We start from the raw sequence: 20,057 nt of genomic DNA, 5'->3' as shown, positions 1-20,057 counted from the left end.
GTTCAGGACAGCCCGAGCTCGTTGTCGATGAAGTCGAACAGCTCGTCGTTGGAGGACGACCCGATCCGTTCGGCCATCTCGACAGTGGAGTTGGCGTCGTCGGAAGCCTCGCCCAGCTTCTCCAGGAGCTCCTTCAACCGCTCGGCCACCTTCGTGCGGGTCTCACCGTCGTCCATCACGTTGGAGAGCAGCGGCTCCAACTTGTCGAGCTCGGCGAAGACCACGGGCTCCCCCGTGCCGCCGTCCGGCAGGAGCTCCTCCCGCAGGTGGTCCACCAGCGCCGTGGGGGTCGGGTAGTCGAAGACCAGCACGGCCGACAGTCGAAGACCCGTCTCCGCGTTGAGCCGGTTGCGCAGTTCCACCGTGGTCAGGGAGTCGAAGCCCATGTCCTTGAAGGCCATGTCCGGCTCCACCGTTTCCGGCGAGCCATGGCCGAGGACCGTCGCCACCTGCACCCGCACCAGGTCCAGCAGAGCCCGGTACTGGTCGGCCGCGGAGAGACCGGCCAGGCGGTCCCGCATCGATCCGGTGCCGGTCTGCGCGGTCTCCGGCGCCGTGACCCGGCGCCGGGGGACACGCACCAGGCCGCGCAGCAGAGCGGGCACCTCACCGGTGCGGGCCTGGACGCGCAGGGCGGCGAGGTCCACATGGGTCGGCACGAGCACGGTCTCATCGGCCCCGAGCGCGTCGTCGAACAGCGCGAGGCCCTCTTCCGAGCTGAGCGCGTTCAGCCCGGCCCGCGCGATGCGCTGGAGGTCCGCCTCGCCCAGATCCCCGGTCATCTCGCTGCGCTGCTCCCACATGCCCCAGGCCAGGGAGACCGCGGGAAGGCCGAGCGCGCGGCGCTGGTGCGCCAGGGCGTCCAGGAAGGCGTTCGCCGCGGCGTAGTTGGCCTGGCCGCCGCCACCGAAGTTGGAGGAGGCCGAGGAGAACACCACGAAGGCGGAAAGGTCGAGGTCGCGAGTCAGCTCGTGCAGGTGCAGCGCGGCATCCACCTTCGGACGCAACACCTTGTCCACCCGCTCCGGCGTCAGCGACTCCACCACACCGTCATCCAGCACACCCGCCGCATGCACCACCGCGGACAGCGGATGCTCCGACCCGATACCCGCCAGCAGACTCTCCACCGACGCCCGATCGGCCACATCACACGCCACAGCCCGCGCCTGCGCACCGAGCCCGGCCAGCTCCGCCACCAACTCCGCCGCACCCGGCGCCTCCACGCCACGACGACTCGTCAGCACCAGACGCTCAACCTTGTGCTCCACCACCAGATGGCGGGCCAACAGCGCGCCCAGACCACCCGTACCACCCGTGATCAGCACCGTGCCACGGCCGTCGAACGGCGTGGTCTCCGGTTCGGGCCGGTCCTCGGCCGGGGCCACCCGGGCGAGGCGCGCCGCGAGCACCCGTCCGTCGCGCACGGCCACCTGCGGCTCCTCGGCGGTCAGCGCCGTCCGCAGCGCCGAGGACACATCGCCGTGCTCCTCCGGGTCCAGGTCCACCAGGAGGAACTTCCCGGGGTGCTCGGTCTGCGCGGAGCGCACCAGGCCCCATACGGCGGCCTCGGCCGGGGTGCGCACCTCGTCGGAGGAGCGCGCACCCATCGCGCCGCGGGTCACGAACACCAGGTAGGAGTCGTCGAACCGCTCATCAGTGACCCATGTCCGCACCAGCTCCAGCGCGCGGTACGTGGTGCCGCGCACCCGTCCCGCCAGGTCCGCGCCGTCGTCGATGCCGACCGCCTGCGCGGCGCCCGCCACCATGACGACGTCCGGCGCCGTGGCCCCGGAGTCGATCGCCTCGCGCAGCGCGGCCAGATCCGCGTACGACGCCACGTCGGCGCCCTCGGCCGCAAAGCCGGAGAGCACCCCCAGGTCGTCGGTGCCCAGCACGGCCCAGGTGCCTTCGGAGGCGGGGGCCGGCGCACCGACGGGGACGGGGGTCCAGTCCAGCCGGAAGAGCGAGTCATGCCCGGCCGCCGGGGAGCCGACCGACTGGATCTGCCCCTCCGCGACCAGCCGCAGCACCAGGGAGTCGGCCGTGGCCACGGCGCGGCCGCTGGTGTCGGCCACCGCGAGGCCGATCGAGTCGGGCCCGAGCGAGCTGAGGCGCACCCTCAGTTCCGAAGCGCCCGTGGCCCGCAGGGACACACCGGTCCAGGAGAACGGAAGCCTGGCGAGGCCCGCCTCCTCCTGGGGTACGAACATGACGGCCTGAATCGCCGCGTCCAGCAGAGCCGGGTGCAGGCCGAACCGCCCGGCGTCAGAGGCGTTCTCCTCCGGCAGGCGCACCTCGGCGAAGACCTCGTCGCCACGGATCCACACCGACCGCAGCCCCTGGAAGAGCGGGCCGTAGGCGAAGCCGCCCGCGGCCATCCGGTCGTAGACGTTCTCGGTGTCGATCCGCTCCGCGCCCTCCGGGGGCCATACGGCGAAGTCGGCCTGTCCGGTCTCGTCCGGCGTGCCGCTCTGGGCGAGCAGGCCGGAGGCGTGCTGGATCCACGGCTGCTCCATGGTGGAGTCTTCCAGCCGGGAGTACACGTTCAGCGAGCGAGCGCCGTTCTCGTCCGGGCCGCCCACCGCCAGTTGGAGGTGAACCGCGCCCCGTTCGGGCAGCGCCAGGGGCGCCGTGAGGGTCAGCTCCTCGACCCGGTCGCATCCCACCTGGTCGGCGGCGTGCAGGGCCAGTTCGAGGAAGGCGGTGCCGGGCAGCAGGATCGTGTCCTGGACCATGTGGTCGACCAGCCACGGGTGCGTCTGCGGCGAAAGGCGGCCGGTGAACAGGAAGCCGTCCGCGTCGGGCAGTTCGACGGCGGCGCCCAGCAGCGGATGCGTCGGCGGGACGAGCCCCACGGCGGTGACATCGCTGGCGAACGCCGACAGAGCCTCCAGCCAGTAGCGTTCCCGCTGGAAGGCGTAGGTGGGCAGCTCGACCTTCCGGGCGTCACGTCCCGCGAAGAGCCGCTCCCAGTCCACTCCGATGCCATGGACATGGAGCTCGGCCAGCGCCGTGGTCAGCGCCCGCGTCTCGGGACGGTCCTTGCGCAGGACCGGCACCAGTACCGGTGCGGAGGCGCCCTCGGGCTGGTCCGCCACGCAGTCCCGCGCCATCGCGGTGAGCACGCCGTCGGGACCGACCTCCACGAACCTGGACACGCCCTGCGCCTCGAGCGCCCGCACGCCGTCCGCGAACCGCACCGCCTCCCGCACATGGCGGACCCAGTACTCCGCGGAGCACACCTCGTCCGGGGCGGCCGGCTGCCCCGTCACATTGGAGACCAGGGCGATGGCCGGCCGGGCGAACGACAGCTCTTCGACGACCTTGCGGAAGTCGCCGAGCATCGCGTCCATACGGGGCGAGTGGAACGCGTGGCTGACCCGCAGCCGGCGGATCTTACGGCCCTGCCGCTCCCACTCGGCGGCGATCTCCAGCACCGGCGCCTCGTCGCCCGCGATGACCACGGAGGTGGGGCCGTTGACGGCGGCGAGGCTCACCTCGGCCTCACGACCGGCGAGTGCCGGAGCGATCTCGTCCTCGGATGCCTGCACCGCCACCATGGCGCCGCCCTCGGGGAGCGCCTGCATCAGCCGGCCACGGGCGGCCACCAGCGAGCACGCGTCCTCCAGGGAGAACACCCCGGCCACGTGTGCGGCGGCGATCTCGCCGATGGAGTGGCCGATCACCACATCCGGCGCGACGCCCCAGTGCTCCAGCAGCCGGAACAGCGCCACCTCGACCGCGAAGAGCGCGGGCTGAGTGAAGGCCGTCCGGTCGAGCAGCCCGGCGTCCGCACTGTCTTCCGCGGCGAACACCACATCGCGCAGCGGGCGGTCGAGCAGACCGTCGAGATGGGCGCACACCTCGTCCCACGCGTCGGCGAACACCGGGAAGGCGTCGTACAGCTCCCGGCCCATGCCGAGGCGCTGCGCACCCTGGCCCGAGAACAGGAACGCCGTCTTACCGGCCGCGCCCGCCACACCGCGTACGACGCCGGGCGCGGTCTCGCCCTTCGCGAGGGCCTCGAGGCCACGCAGCATCTCCGCGCGGTCCTCGCCGACCAGGGCGGCCCGGTGGTCGAAGAGAGACCGGCTCATCGCCAGGGAATAGCCGACGTCCACAGTGGGCATGAACTCTTCGGTGGCCGTGGCCAGTTGGTCACGCAGTCGCCCGGCCTGACCCCGAAGGGCGGCGTCGGTCCGGCCGGACAGGATCCACGGCACCGGGGCCGCGGTGGTGTCCGGGGACTCTTCGGCCCGCGGCGCCTCGGACTCGTCGGAGGCCGGTGCCTGCTCGATGATCGTGTGCGCGTTGGTGCCGCTCACGCCGAACGCGGACACCGCCGCCCTGCGCGGGTGGTCCCGCTCTGGCCAGGGCACCGCCTCGGTCAGCAGCTCCACGTCGCCCGCCGACCAGTCCACATGTGGCGACGCCTCATCCACGTGCAGCGTCTTGGGAAGGGTGCCCTCACGCATGGCCATCACCATCTTGATGACACCCGCGACACCGGCGGCGGCCTGCGTATGACCGATGTTGGACTTGATGGCGCCCAGCAGCAACGGCTGGCCCTCGGGGCGGCCCTGGCCGTAGGTGGCCAGCAGTGCCTGCGCCTCGATCGGGTCACCGAGGGGAGTGCCGGTGCCATGGGCCTCGACCACGTCCACGTCGGCGGAGACCAGCCGGGCGCCGGCCAGCGTCTGCTCGATCAGCCGCTGCTGCGACGGGCCGTTGGGCGCCGTCAGACCGTTGGACGCACCGTCCTGGTTGATGGCCGAACCCCGGATGACGGCCAGCACCTTGTGGCCGTTGCGCTGTGCGTCCGACAGCCGCTCGACGAGCAGCATGCCCACGCCCTCGGACCAGCCGGTGCCGTCGGCATCCGCCGAGAACGCCTTGCACCGCCCGTCGAACGACAGCACGCGCTGGGCGCTGAACTCGACGAACGTGCCAGGTGTGGCCATGATCGTCACACCGCCGGCCAGCGCCACGGAGGACTCGCCCTGCCGCAGCGACTGGCAGGCCAGGTGCAGGGCGACCAGCGACGACGAACACGCGGTGTCCACCGTCACGGCCGGCCCCTCGAAGCCGAAGGAGTAGGAGATACGGCCGGAGGAGACGCTGGGGGCACTGCCGAGTCCGAGATACCCCTCCACTCCTTCGGCGTCGCTCACCATGCGCGAACCGTAGTCGTGGTAGTTGGAGCCGACGAAGACTCCGGTCCGGCTTCCGCGCAGCGCCACGGGGTCGATGTCGGCGCGCTCGAACGCCTCCCAGGAGGTCTCCAGCAGCAGCCGCTGCTGCGGGTCGATCGCCATCGCCTCACGGGGCGAGATCCCGAAGAACGCCGGGTCGAAGTGGCCCACCTCATCGAGGAAGCCGCCCGCCCGGACGTAGCTCGTACCGGACTTCTCGGGGTCCGGGTCGTAGAGACCGTCGATGTCCCAGCCACGGTCCTCGGGGAATCCCGAGATCACGTCCGCACCCGCCATCACCAGGTCCCACAGCTCCTCGGGGCTGCTCACCCCTCCGGGGAACCGGCAGCTCATGCCGATGATGGCGATCGGCTCATCGGTGGCCATGGGCTTGTCGAGCACGTCCGGCCGCTCAGGTGCGGCGGCGCCCTCGGCGACCGGTTGGTCACCGAACATCTCGGTGTACAGGTACCGGGCCAGAACCGTGGCGGTCGGGTAGTCGAAGACACAGGTGACCGGCAGTCGGAGGCCGGTGACCACGCCGAGGCGGTTGCGCAGCTCGACGGCGGTCAGCGAGTCGAAGCCGAGGTCGCGGAAGGCACGGTCGGCCTCCACCGCATCCGCGCTGTCGTAACCGAGGACGTCGGCGGCCTGGTTGCGCACCAGCTCCAGGAGGAGCTTGGGCTGCTCGGCGGGGGACAGCTTCGCCATCTCCCGGCGCAGCTCGGAAATGGCGTCGTCGCCGTCGCCGCTGTCCGCGCCGGTGGCGGCACCGGGGCGGTTCAGCTCGGGCAGCTCACGGAACAGCGCGCTCGGACGTGAACCGACGAACTCCGGCTGGAAGCGATCCCAGTCGATCTCGGCGATGACCACGAACGTCTCGTCCAGTTCAAGGGCCTGCTGCATACCGGAGATCGCCAGCTCGGGCACCATTCCGACCATGCCGGAACGGTCCATCCGCTCGCCGACCTCGCCGGATCCGAGGCCGCCTCCGGCCCAGGCGCCCCAGGCGATGGACGTGGCCGGAAGGCCGTCCGCGCGCCGCTGCAACGCCAGCGCGTCGAGGTAGGCGTTACCCGCCGCGTAGCTGCCCTGCCCCGGACCGCCCAGCGTACCCGCCCCGGAGGAGAACAGCACGAAGGCGGACAGATCCATCCCAGCGGTCAGCTCATGGAGATTCCGCGTGGCGTCCACCTTCGGGCGCAGCACCCCGGCCGCACGGCGCACCGTGAGGGCGTCCACCACACCGTCGTCCAGCACACCGGCCGTATGCACCACGGCCGTCAGCGGGAACTCCCGCGGAATCGCGTCCAGCACGGCGGCCAGCGCCTCACGGTCCGCGGCGTCACACGCCGCCACCGTCACCCGGGCACCGAGCCCTTCCAGCTCCGCCTTCAACTCGGCGGCGCCGTCGGCCTCCATACCACTACGGCTGGTCAGCACCAGATGCTCAATACCGGTAAGCGCCAGCCAACGGGCGACATGACCACCCAGCGCACCCGTACCACCGGTGACCAGCGCGGAACCGCGGCCCTGCCAGGACCCGCGGTTCTCCGCGTCCTCAGCCGCCGTGGCCCGCACCATGCGCTTGGCGAACACACCGGAGCCGCGCACCGCGACCTGGTCCTCGCCGTCCGCGCCCGCCAGCACTCCGGCCAGACGGGCCACCGCACGGCCGTCCATGGTCTCGGGCAGATCGACGGCACCACCCCAGCGCTGGGGGTACTCGACTCCCACGATCCGCCCCAGGCCCCACACCATCGCCTGCACCGGGTTCACCAGACGGTCGGAGCGCCCCACCGACACCGCACCGCGGGTGCCGCACCACAGCGGAGCCACCACACCGGCGTCACCCAGCCCCTGGACCAGCCCGACCATGGCCGCCAGCCCACCGGGCACCACACCGAACGTCGCATGCCCCGACTCATCCAGCCCGAGCAGCGAGAACACGCCCGTCACGCCCGAGGGCTCCACACCGGCCTCGCCAAGCGCCGCCTGCAGCCGCTCCGCCACGGTCCAGCGGTCGTTGCCCGATCCGTCCAGCACCACCCGGACGACGTCGGCACCGCTCGTCGCCAGGCCGTTCACCGTGGCGGTCACGAGGGCATCGTCGGCGTGCGACGCGGGGAGGACGACGAGCCAGGTGCCCGAGAGGGCCGCCTCGGTGGCGGCCGCCAGCGGCTTCCAGACCACCTTGTAACGCCAGCTGTCCACCGTGTTCTGCTCACGCCGCTGACGACGCCAGGACGACAGCGCCGGAAGCAGCGCCGTCAGCGACGACTGCTGCTCCTCGTCCTCCACCTCCAGGGTGCGGACCAGAGCCTCCAGGTCCTCGCGCTCCACCGCCTCCCAGAAGCGCGCGTCCACCGCGTCCGCGGCGAGACCGTCGGCGGTGGCCTGCAGTTCCGCGGCCGACACCTCCAGCCAGTACCGCTGGCGCCGGAAGGCGTAGGTCGGCAGCTCGACACGGCGGGCGCCACGGCCCTCGAGCATGGCGGTCCAGTCCACCGTGGCGCCACGCACGAACACCTCGGCGGCGGAGGTCAGGAACCGCTCCAGGCCGCCCTCGTCACGCCGCAGCGTGCCCACGACCACCGCCTGCGCCTCGGCGGCCTCCACCGTCTGCTGCACCGGCAGGGTGAGCACCGGGTGCGGGCTCGCCTCGATGAACACGGTGTGACCGTCATCCAGCAACTTGCGGGTGGTGGCTTCCAGTTCGACGGTCTGCCGCAGGTTCCGGTACCAGTACTCCGCGTCCAGACCGGCCGTGTCCACCAGCTCACCGAGCACCGTCGAGTAGAACGGCACCTCCGAGGAACGCGGCTCAAGGTCCGCCAGGACCTTCAGCAGCTCCTCGTGGATCGCCTCCACGTGTGCGGAGTGCGAGGCGTAGTCCACCGGAACCCGGCGAACACGGACCTCCTCGCCCTCCAGCCGCGCGACCATCTCATCCAGCGCACCCGGATCACCCGAGACCACAACGGACCCCGGGCCGTTGACCGCGGCGACCGAGATCGCGCCGTCCCAGGCGGCGATACGCTCCCTGACCTGGTCGACCGGCAGCCCGACCGACACCATGCCACCACGCCCCGCAAGACCCACCGCGATCGCCTGCGACCGCAACGCCACCACCTTCGCGGCATCCTCCAGCGACAACGCACCCGCCACACACGCCGCGGCGATCTCACCCTGGCTATGACCCATCACCGCATCCGGCTCCACACCCACCGAACGCCACAACTTCGCCAACGACACCATCACCGCGAACAACACCGGCTGCACCACATCCACCCGATCAAAACCGGGAGCACCCTCGGCACCGCGCAGCACATCCGTCAGCGACCAGTCCACGTAAGCCGACAGGGCGGTCTCACACTCGCCGATCGCCTCCGCGAACACCGGCGAGGACTTCAACAAGCCCACCGCCATACCGACCCACTGCGCACCCTGCCCCGGGAACACGAACACCGAACGGCCGGCGTCGCCGGTCCTCCCCCGCACCACTCCGTTCGAGGTGGTGGCGTCCTCGGCGACCGCCTCCAGACGCTGGAGGAGTTCCTCGCGGTCGGCCCCGGTCACCACGGCCCGGTGCTCGAAGGCGGACCTGGTCGAGGCCAGCGAGAGGGACACGTCCGCCACGCTCAACTCCGGGCGCTCCGTGAGGAACTCCCGCAGTCGTCCGGCCTGCGCCTGCAGCGCCTCCCCGCTTCGGCCCGACACCACCCACGCCACCGGACCGTCGACGGCCTCGGCCTCAGCGGCCTCGGTCGGCTCGGCCTCCGGAGCCTGCTCCAGGATGGTGTGCGCGTTGGTGCCGCTCATGCCGAACGAGGACACGGCGGCGCGGCGCGGGTGGTCCCGGTCCGGCCACGGGGTCGAGTCGTGCAGCAGGGAGACGGCGCCGCCGGTCCAGTCGATGTGCGGCGAGGGCTCGTCCGCGTGGAGCGTCTTCGGCAGCACGCCCTCGCTCATGGCCATCACCATCTTGATGACGCCCGCGACACCGGCGGCGGCCTGCGTATGACCGATGTTGGACTTGATGCCGCCCAGCCAGAGCGGCTGGTCCACGGGCCGGTCCTGCCCGTACGTGGCCATCAGCGCCTGCGCCTCGATGGGGTCACCCAGTGTGGTGCCCGTACCGTGCGCCTCCACCGCGTCCACCTCGGCGGCCGACAGCCGGGCGCTGGTCAGCGCCTGCCGGATGACCCGCTGCTGCGATATGCCGTTGGGCGCCGTCAGGCCGTTGGACGCGCCGTCCTGGTTGATCGCCGAGCCCCGGACGATGGCCAGCACCTTGTGGCCGTTGCGCTGCGCGTCCGACAGCCGCTCCACGAGCAGCATGCCGACGCCCTCGCCCCAGCCGGTGCCGTCGGCCGCCGCCCCGAACGGCTTGCAGCGGCCGTCCGCCGCCAGGCCGCGCTGCCGGCTGAACTGGACGAACGCCGACGGCGTGGACATCACCGTGATGCCGCCGGCCAGCGCGAGCGTGCACTCGCGCTGGCGCAGTGCCTGAACGGCGAGGTGCAGGGTCACGAGAGACGACGAGCACGCCGTGTCCACGGAGAGCGCCGGGCCCTCGAGACCCATGGTGTAGGAGATCCGGCCGGAGACGATGCTCGCCGCGTTGCCCGTGCCGGAGTGGCCCTCGACATCTTCCACGGTCTCGGCGGCACCGAGCGTGAGCATGGAGTAGTCCTGGCCGTTGGTTCCGACGAACACGCCGGTTCTGCTGCCCCGCAGGGACATCGGGTCGATGCCCGCCCGCTCGAACGCCTCCCACGACGTCTCCAGCAGCAGCCGCTGCTGCGGGTCCATCGACAGCGCCTCGCGCGGCGAGATCCCGAAGAACGCCGGATCGAACTGGTCGGCGTTCTCCAGGAAGCCGCCCTCGGTCGTATAGCTGGTACCGGGACGGTCCGGGTCCTCGTCGTAGAGGGCGTCGATGTCCCAACCACGGTCCATGGGGAATTCCGAAATCGCGTCGGTGCCCTCCGCCACCAAGCGCCACAGGTCCTCCGGAGAGTTCACCCCTCCGGGGAACCGGCAGCTCATGGCGACGATCGCGATCGGTTCCTGGTCCGCTGACTCGGCCTCGAGCAGGCGCTGGCGAGTCTGCTGGAGATCCGCGGTCACCCGCTTGAGATAGTCGAGAAGCTTCTCTTCGTTCATTGTTATGTCACCCATGGAAGTAGTAAGGAACGACCCTCGGGAACCGACCGCGCCAGCTCAGGAGATCCCAAGCTCCTTGTCGATGAAGTCGAACATCTCGTCCGACGTCGCCGACTGAATCTTGTCCGAAACCGCCTTCTTGCCCGAATTGCTGGAATCCTGCTCCGCCTCTCCCCACTTCAGAAGGAGCGTCTGCAAGCGCGTCGTGATCCTCGGCCGGTCCACGTCGTCGGCGGAGATCGTGGCCATCGCCGCTTCGATCCGGTCCAGCTCGCCGAGGATCGGTGCGGCCGCCGAGATCCCGTCCTCGACGACGTCGGTACGCAGGCGGCGGGCGAGCGCCACGGGCGTCGGGTGGTCGAAGACGATCGTCGCGGGCAGGCGCAGGCCCGTCGCCGCGTCCAGCCGGTTGCGCAGTTCGACGGCGGTCAGCGAGTCGAAGCCGAGTTCCCGGAAGGCCCGCTCGGACTCGACCAACTCCACCGACGGGAAGCCCAGCACCATCGCCACCTGCGTGGTGACCAGGTCGAGCAGCGCTCGTTCCTGCTCCGCCTCCGACATTCCGGCGAGCCGCTCACGCAGTTCGGAGCCACCGGTCTCGAACTGCGCCGCGGTGCCACCGCTGATCGCGGCTTCCAGGATCCGGCGCGCCTCGGGCACCTCGTCCAGCAGTCGGCTGCCCCGAACGGCGACGTAGGAGGGTACGAATCGCTCCCAGTCGAGGTCGGCGATGGCCAGGTGCGTCTCCCGCAGGTCGAGGGCCTGCTGGAGGGCCTTGACCGCCAGCTCCGGGGTCATCGCGGCCATACCGCCGCGCCGCAGCCGCTCCTCCAGCGCCCCGTCGACCGCCATGCCGCCCTCGGCCCACGGGCCCCAGGCGACCGAGGTGGCCGCCAGTCCCTGGGCCCGGCGCTGCTGCGCCAGGGCGTCGAGGTAGGCGTTGGCCGCCGCGTAACTGCCCTGCCCGGCGCCGCCGATGGCTCCGGCGAGCGAGGAGAACAGCACGAACGCGGACAGGTCGAGGCCCTCGGTCAGCTCGTGCAGATTGCGGGCCCCGTCCACCTTGGGACGCAGCACGCCCGCGACCCGCTCCACCGACATCGAGTCCAGGACACCGTCGTCCAGGACACCCGCCGCGTGCACGACCGCGTTCAGCGGGTACCGGTCCGGGATGGCGGCCAGTACGGCGGCGAGGGCGTCGCGGTCGGCGGCGTCGCATGCCGCGACGGTCACCTCGGCGCCCAACTCGACGAGCTCGTCACGCAGTTCGGCGGCCCCGTCGGCCTCCAGGCCACGGCGGCTGGTCAGCACCAGATGCTCGGCACCGGCGCGCGCCAGCCACCGGGCCACCTGGCTGCCCACTCCCCCGGTGCCACCGGTCACCAGCACCGAGCCCCGCGCACTCCACGGCTGAGCCGAGGTCTGCGGCGCAGCGGCCCGCACCAGGCGCCGGGTGAACACGCCGGACGTGCGCACGGCCACCTGGTCCTCGAACTCGCCCGCGCCGCCGCCCAGCACACCGGCCAGCCGGTCCGCGGCCCGCTCGTCCAGCGTCTCCGGAAGGTCGACCAGACCGCCCCAGAGCCGGGGGTGCTCCAGACCGGCGACCCGGCCGAGGCCCCACATCTGCGCCTGGGCGGCGCTGCGCAGGGTGTCGGAGCCGGTCACCGACACGGCACCTCGCGTGGCCACCCACAACGGGGCCTCGACACCGGCGTCCACGAGTGCCTGCAAGGCAATGAGGTTCAGCGCGAGTCCTCGCGGCACAACCGCGTGGTCGGGGCTGGGGTTCTCGTCCAGGGCCAGCAGAGAGAGCACCCCGCTGACGGCCCCGTCCGACGCGCCCTCGGCCGCCGTGCGCAACCGCTCGGCGACCGCCGCGCGATCGATGTCCACGGCACCGTCGAGCACGATCCGCGCCACCTCCGCGCCCTGCCGCTCAAGCGTGTTCACCGCTGAGGTGACCAGCTCGTCGTCGGCGTGCGACGGGGGAACCATGATCATCCAGGTCCCGGTCAGCGCCCCCTCCGAGAGCTCGGACACCGGGGTCCACGCGATCTCGTAGCGCCAGCCGTCGACCGTGGAGCGCTCACGATGGCCCTTGCGGTAGGACGACAGGGCGGGCAGCACCTCGGTCAGCGAGGCGTCTCCGTCCACGTGCAGCGCGGTGGTCAGCGCCTCGAGGTCCTCACGCTCGACCGCGTCCCAGAACCGGGCGTCGACCGAGTCCACGGAGGCGGGGGCGGCGGAGGCATCGCTCTCGGGGTTCTCCAGCCAGTAGCGCTGCCGCTGGAACGCGTACGTCGGCAGCTCGACCCGCCGGACGTCCTGCCCGGCGAACATGACCTCCCACTCGACGGTGACGCCGTGGACATTAAGTTCGGCCAGCGCCGTGGTCAGCGACTGGGCCTCGGGGCGGTCCTTGCGCAGCGCCGGCACCACGACGGGAGCCGAAACCTCCTCCGCCGTCAGGCATTCGCGCGCCATCGCCGAAAGCACGCCGTCGGGGCCCACCTCGAAGAACCTGGTCACACCCGCGGTTTCGAGGGAGCGCATCCCGTCCAGGAAGCGCACCGACTCCCGGACGTGCCGCACCCAGTACTCCGGCGAGCACACCTCATCGGCACCCGCCGACTTGCCCGACACGTTGGAGACCAGCGCGATCGAGGGCGGGGCGAACGACAGCCCCTCGACGACCTTGCGGAAGTCGTCCAGCATCGCGTCCATACGGGGCGAGTGGAACGCGTGGCTGACCCGCAGTTGACGGGTCTTACGGCCCTGCTCCGCCCACTGTCCGGCGATCTCCATCGCCGCTTCCTCGTCACCGGCGATGACGACAGAGGTCGGGCTGTTGATGGCCGCGATGCTCACCTCGGCCTCACGACCGGCGAGCGACGCGGCGAGCTCTTCCTCGGACGCCTCGATGGCGACCATCGCGCCGCCCTCGGGAAGGGCCTGCATCAGGCGGCCACGGGCGGCCACCAGCGTGCAGGCGTCCTCCAGGGAGAACACCCCGGCCACATGCGCGGCGGCGATCTCACCGATGGAGTGACCGATCACCACATCCGGGGTGACACCCCACGCGGACAGCAACCGGAACAACGCCACCTCGATGGCGAACAGCGCGGGCTGGGTGAACGCCGTCTGATCCAGCAGTTCGGCGTCCGCACTGCCCTCCGCCGCGAACATCACATCCCGCAGCGGACGATCCAGCAGCATGTCCAGGTGCGCGCACACCTCGTCCAGCGCACGGGCGAACACCGGGAACGCCTCGTACAGCTCCCGGCCCATGCCGAGGCGCTGCGCGCCCTGGCCCGAGAACAGGAACGCCGTGATGCCCGTGGGAGTGGCGACCGAGCGCACGACCCCCGGAACCTCCTCGCCGGTGGCGACGGCTTCGAGCCCGCGCAGCAGCTCCGCGCGGCCCGTGCCCGTCAGCACGGCACGGTGTTCGAACACCGACCGGGTGGCGACAAGGGAGTAGCCCACGTCCTTCAGGCTCAGCTCCGGCCGTGCGGTCAGATGTGCCCGCAGCCGCCGCGCCTGGGCGCGCAGCCCGTCCGCGCTCCGGGCGGAGAGCGTCCAGGGAGCCTCGCCGCGGTCGTCGGGAACCGTCTCGTCGGCCGGTCGCGCGTCATCGGCGTCCGACGGGGCCTGCTCGATGATGGTGTGCACATTGGTGCCGCTGACGCCGAACGCGGAGATGCCGGCCCGGCGCGGCTGTCCCGTCTCCGGCCACGCGGTGGCCTCGGTCAGCAGCCGCACCTCACCCGCCGACCAGTCCACCTGCGGCGACGGCTCGTCCACGTGCAGCGTCTTCGGCAGCACGCCGTGCCGCATCGCCATGACCATCTTGATGACGCCGGCGAGTCCGGACGCGGCCTGAGTGTGACCGATGTTCGACTTCAGCGCGCCCAGCCACAGCGGGCGGCCCTCCGGCCGCTCCTTGCCGTAGGTGGCCAGCAGCGCCTGTGCCTCGATCGGGTCACCCAGCGACGTACCGGTGCCGTGGGCCTCGACCGCGTCCACCTCGGCGGCCGACACCCCGGCGTTGGCCAGCGCCTGACGGATCACCCGCTGCTGGGACGGGCCGTTGGGCGCCGTCAGGCCGTTGCTCGCACCGTCCTGGTTCACGGCGGAGCCCCGCACGATGCCCAGCACCTGGTGACCGTTGCGCCGGGCGTCCGACAGCCGCTCCACGAGCAGCACGTTGGCGCCCTCGGACCAGCCCGTACCGTCCGCCGCGGCCGCGAACGGCTTGCAGCGGCCATCGGGCGCGAGCCCGCCCTGACGGCTGAACTCGACGAACGCCATCGGGGTCGCCATCACCGTCACGCCGCCGACCAGCGCCATGGAGCATTCGCCCTGGCGCAGCGACTGGGCGGCCAGATGCAGGGCCACCAGCGACGACGAGCAGGCCGTGTCCACCGTGACGGCGGGGCCCTCCAGGCCGTAGGTGTAGGCGAGGCGGCCGGAGACGACGCTGCCGGCGTTGCCCGTCAGCAGATGGCCCTCGACGTCCTCGGGCACCGTCGTGAGGTTGGTGCCGTATCCGGAGCCCGAGAAGCCGACGAACACGCCGACCTGGCTGCCCCGCACGGTCGTGGGGTTGATGCCCGCCCGCTCGAACGCCTCCCAGGAGGTCTCCAGCAGCAGCCGCTGCTGCGGGTCGGTCGCCAGCGCCTCACGGGGCGAGATCCCGAAGAAGCCGGGGTCGAACTCGCCCACGTCGTAGAGGAATCCGCCTTCCCGGGCGTAGAACGTGCCCGGCCGGTCCGGGTCCGGGTCGTACATGCCCGACAGGTCCCAGCCGCGGTCGGACGGGAACGACGAGATGGCGTCACCGCCGCCCTCGACCAACTGCCACAAGTCCTCCGGGCTCCGCACCCCACCGGGGAAGCGGCAGCTCATGGAGACGATCGCGATGGGTTCGTCGTCCGCGCCGGACCCGGCGGGGGCACCGGACCCGGCGGTGAGCGCCAGGGACGATGTGCCGAGCACCTCGGTGCGCAGATGCGCCGCGAGCGTCGAGGCGCTGGGGTAGTCGAAGACCAGCGTGGCGGGAAGGCTGAGACCGGTCTCGGCGGTCAGCCGGTTGCGCAGGTCGACCGCGGTCAGCGAGTCGAAGCCCAGATCACGGAAGGCCCGGTTCGGCTCGACCATCTCCGCGGAGGCGTAGCCGAGCACGGAGGCGGCGTGCTTGCGCACCAGATCGAGCAGTGCCCGGTCCCGCTCGCCCTCGGTGAGCGGCTTCAGCCGCTCACGCAGCTGCGCCCCGGCGGTGTCGGCGCTCTCGCCACCGTCGCTCTTCGTTTCCAGCGCCTGGACCTCGTCGAGGTCGCTCAGGAACGGGCTGGGCCGGACCGCGGTGAACGAGGGCGCGAACCGCTCCCAGTCCACGTCCACGACCGTCACCACACCGTCGTCCCCGGCCACCGCGCGTTCCAGAGCGGCGATCGCCAACTCGGGTGCCATCGCGGGCAGTCCGCGCCGTGCCAGCTGCTCCCCCGCGTCGTCCCGGGTCGCCATGCCGCCCTCGGCCCACGGGCCCCAGGAGACGGCGGTGCCCGCGAGACCCCGCGCACGGCGCTGCTCCACCAGCGCGTCCAGGAAGGCGTTTCCGGAACCGTAGACGCCCTGGCTGCCGCCGCCCCAGATACCGGAGATGGACGAGAAGACCACGAACGCGTCGAGCTCACGGTCGCCGAGCAGCTCATCCAGGTTGACGGCGCCCGCCACCTTGCCCGATACCACCCTCGCCGCGTCCGCGAGCTCCGTCTCCAGCAGGGAGGCCGCGATCGTGACGCCCGCCGCGTGCACCACTCCGGTGAGCGGCTGGTGCTCCGGCACGGCGTCCAGGACGGCGGCGAGCGCGTCGCGGTCCGCCGCGTCGCACGCGGCCACCGTCACCTCGGCGCCCATGCCCTCCAGCTCCGCCTTCAACTCGGCGGCGCCTTCGGCCTCGAGGCCGCGGCGGCTGGTCAGCACCAGGTGCTCGGCACCGCTACGGACCAGCCAGCGGGCCACCTGGCCGCCGAGCCCGCCCGTGCCGCCGGTCACCAGCACCGTGCCACGCGCCCGCCACGTCGTTCCGTCGCCGTCGGCCGCGGCCGACCGCACCAGACGGCGTGCGAAGACACCGGAGCCGCGCACCGCGACCTGGTCCTCGCCGCCCTCGACGGACAGCACACCGGCCAGCCGCTCCGCACCGCGCTCATCCAGCGACTCGGGCAGATCCACCAGACCGCCCCACAGCGGTGCCAGCTCCAGCCCGGCCACCCGGCCCAGCGCCCAGACCATCGCCTGTGCCGGGCTGGTGAGCCGGTCCGAACGCCCCACCGACACGGCGCCCCGCGTACCGCACCACAACCGGGCCGGGATCTCGGCCTCGACCATGGCCTGCACCAGCACCAGGGTCAGCGCATAGCCGCCCGACAGCGCCGGGTACCCCGGGCAGGGCTCCTCGTCCAGGGCGAGCAGCGACAGCACACCGCCCAGCTCGGGCGTCTCCGCGGCCACCTCGCGCAGCCGCTCCGCCAGCGCGTCCGCGTCGAGGTCCCGCTCGTCCACCGTGACCGGGACCACGCCCGCGCCATGCCGCTCGAGCCCGGCGACAACGTTGGAGACCAGTTCGTCCTCGGCGCGGGATGCCGGAACCACCACCAGCCACGTCCCCGACAGCGAGCCGTCGGCGACGTCGGAGAACGGCTTCCACGACACCCGATAGCGCCAGCCGTCGATCGTGGACTGGTCGCGGTTGTTGCGGTGATACGCGGAGAGGGCGGGCAGCACCGCGCTCAGCGGCGCCTCACTGTCGACGGCCAGCGTCCCCGCCAGCGACTCCAGGTCCTGGCGCTCCACCACGTCCCAGAACCGCGCGTCGACGGAGCCGGTGGCATCGGCCACGCTTCCACTGGGCGGCAGGCCGAAGCCGTCCAGCCAGTAGCGCTCGCGCTGGAAGGCGTAGGTCGGCAGCTCGACACGGCGGGCGCCACGGCCCTCCAGGGTGGTGAGCCAGTCGACCTTCTTGCCGCGCGCGAACACCTCGGCGGCGGAGGTCAGGAACCGCTCCAGGCCACCCTCGTCACGCCGCAGCGTGCCCACGACCACGGCCTGGGCCTCGGCGGCCTCGACGGTCTGCTGAACGGGAAGGGCGAGCACGGGGTGCGGGCTCACCTCGATGAAGGTGGTGTGTCCCTTGCCGAGGAGTGCGCGGGTGGTGGCTTCCAGCTCGACGGTCTGGCGGAGGTTGCGGTACCAGTACTCCGCGTCCAGACCGGCGGTGTCCACCAGCTCACCGGTCACCGTCGAGTAGAACGGCACCTCGGACGAACGCGGCTGAAGGTCCGCCAGGACCTTCAGCAGCTCCTCGTGAATCGCCTCCACGTGTGCGGAGTGCGAGGCGTAGTCCACCGGGACCCGGCGGACCCGGATCTCCTCGCCCTCAAGCTGGGCCACCATCTCATCCAGCGCACCCGGGTCACCCGACACCACGACCGAGCCGGGACCGTTGACCGCCGCGACGGAAATCGCACCGTCCCAGGCGGCAATACGCTCCTTGGCCGCATCCGCCGACAGGCCGACCGACACCATGCCACCACGACCCGCAAGACCCACCGCGATCGCCTGCGACCGCAGGGTGACCACCTTCGCGGCATCCTCAAGCGACAACGCACCCGCCACACACGCCGCCGCGATCTCGCCCTGGCTGTGACCCATCACGGCATCGGGCTCGACACCCACCGAACGCCACAGCTTCGCCAGCGACACCATCACCGCGAACAGCACCGGCTGCACCACATCCACCCGGTCAAAACCGGGGGCACCGTCAACCCCGCGCAGTACATCCGTCAGCGACCAGTCCACGTAAGCGGACAGGGCCGTCTCACACTCGCCGATCGCCTCCGCGAAGACCGGCGAGGACTCCAGCAGCCCCACGGTCATGCCGACCCACTGCGCCCCCTGGCCGGGGAACACGAACACCGAGCGGCCGCGCACGTCCGCCACACCACGCGTCACACCCGAGGCGATCTCGTCCCCGGCCAGCGCGCCCAGCCGCTCCAGGAGCTCTTCACGGTCAGCCCCCGTCACCACCCCACGGTGCTCGAACACCGACCGGGACGCCACCAGCGAAAGCGCCACATCGGCGGCGCCCAGCTCCGGGCGCTCGGCCACGAACTTCCGCAGGCTGCCCGCCTGGGCCCGCAGGCCGGCCGCGCTACGGCCGGACACCACCCAGGCCACCGGGCCATCGGCGACCTCGGCCTCGGCCTCCTGAGCCGCCTCGGCCTCCGGGGCCTGCTCCAGGATCGCGTGCGCGTTCGTCCCGCTGATGCCGAACGAGGACACGCCCGCCCGCCGGGGCTGCTCCGACTCGGGCCAGGGGGTGGACTCGTTCAGCAGCCGGATATCGCCCTCCGACCAGTCCACCTGGCTGGACGGCTCATCCGCGTGGAGTGTCTTGGGCAGGACGCCGTTCCGTATGGCCATCACCATCTTGATGACCCCACCGACACCGGCGGCGGCCTGGGAGTGGCCGATGTTGGACTTCAGCGAGCCCAGCCACAGCGGCTTGTCCTCCGGCCGGTCCTTGCCGTAGGTGGCCATCAGCGCCTGCGCCTCGATCGGGTCGCCCAGCGACGTACCCGTACCGTGCGCCTCCACCGCGTCCACATCGACCGGTGTCAGGCCCGCGTTGCTCAGCGCCTGGCGGATCACCCGCCGCTGCGAGGGGCCGTTGGGCGCCGTGAGCCCGTTGCTCGCGCCGTCCTGGTTGATGGCCGAGCCCCGGATGACGGCCAGCACCGGGTGTCCGTTGCGCCGGGCGTCCGAGAGCCGCTCCAGGAGGAGCAGGCCCACGCCCTCCGCCCAGCCCGTGCCGTCGGCGCCCGCGCCGAACGCCTTGCACCGTCCGTCGGGGGCCAGCCCGCCCTGGCGGCTGAACTCGACGAACATGCTGGGGGTGAACATGACGGCCACGCCGCCCGCGAGGGCCAGTGAGCACTCCTCCTGACGGAGCGCCTGGCAGGCCCAGTGCAGGGCCACCAGCGACGACGAACAGGCGGTGTCCACCGTGACGGCGGGCCCCTCGAGGCCCAGGGTGTAGGCCACCCGCCCGGAGACCACGGAGGTGGCGTTGCCCGCGAGCATCAGCCCCTCCACGTCCGGGGGCATCTCGCTCACTCCGGCGCCGTAGCCGGAGGGCGAGGCGCCGACGAACACACCGGCCTGGCTGCCCCGCACCGACGCCGGGTCGATTCCGGCGCGCTCGAACGCCTCCCAGGCGGTTTCCAGCAGCAGCCGCTGCTGGGGGTCGGTGGCGAGCGCCTCCCGCGGGCTCATGGAGAAGAAGCCGGGGTCGAAGTCGCCGGGGGTTTCCAGGAATCCGCCCTCACGGACGGAGAAGGTGCCGGATCGCTCCGAGTCCGGGTCGAAGAAGCCATCGACGTCCCAGCCCCGGTCCGGAGGGAACTCGGTGATGGCATCGCCGCCCTCGGCGACGAGCCGCCACAGCTCCTCCGGCGTCTTCACGCCCCCGGGGTACCGGCAGCTCATCGCCACGATGGCGATGGGCTCCCGGTCCCGCTCCTCCACCTGTCGAAGTTGCCGACGAGCCTGACGCAGGTCTGCCGTCACCTTCTTGAGGTAGTCAAGGAGTTTTTCGTCTTCCGCCACTATCGCCAGCCCCTTGAAACC

At 71.8% G+C, this 20,057-nt stretch carries 2 protein-coding genes; both read right to left on the bottom strand.

Going from position 1 to position 20,057, the window contains the following annotated elements; translation table 11 throughout:
* Positions 1–2: 2 nt before the first annotated feature.
* Positions 3–10,361, bottom strand: coding sequence for a type I polyketide synthase (locus J5X86_RS31880; RefSeq protein ID WP_208520165.1), 10,359 nt, complete (start codon positions 10,359–10,361; stop codon positions 3–5).
* A 57-nt stretch (positions 10,362–10,418) separates the two neighbouring features.
* A complete protein-coding gene (locus J5X86_RS31875) occupies positions 10,419–20,036 on the bottom strand; it encodes a type I polyketide synthase (protein WP_308124788.1) in 9,618 nt (3,205 codons plus the stop codon).
* Positions 20,037–20,057: the final 21 nt, after the last annotated feature.

Origin of the sequence: Streptomyces sp. NEAU-YJ-81, assembly GCF_017592595.1 — a bacterium.
Lineage (GTDB): Bacteria > Actinomycetota > Actinomycetes > Streptomycetales > Streptomycetaceae > Streptomyces > Streptomyces hygroscopicus_B.
The sequence above is the reverse complement of the archived record's forward strand: the minus strand, read 5'-3'. Positions and strand labels throughout refer to the sequence as shown.

Bases quoted from the DNA above. Each gene is read 5' to 3' on its own strand.
- J5X86_RS31880 (WP_208520165.1), bottom strand. From the start codon at position 10,361: ATGAACGAAGAGAAGCTTCTCGACTATCTCAAGCGGGTGACCGCGGAT.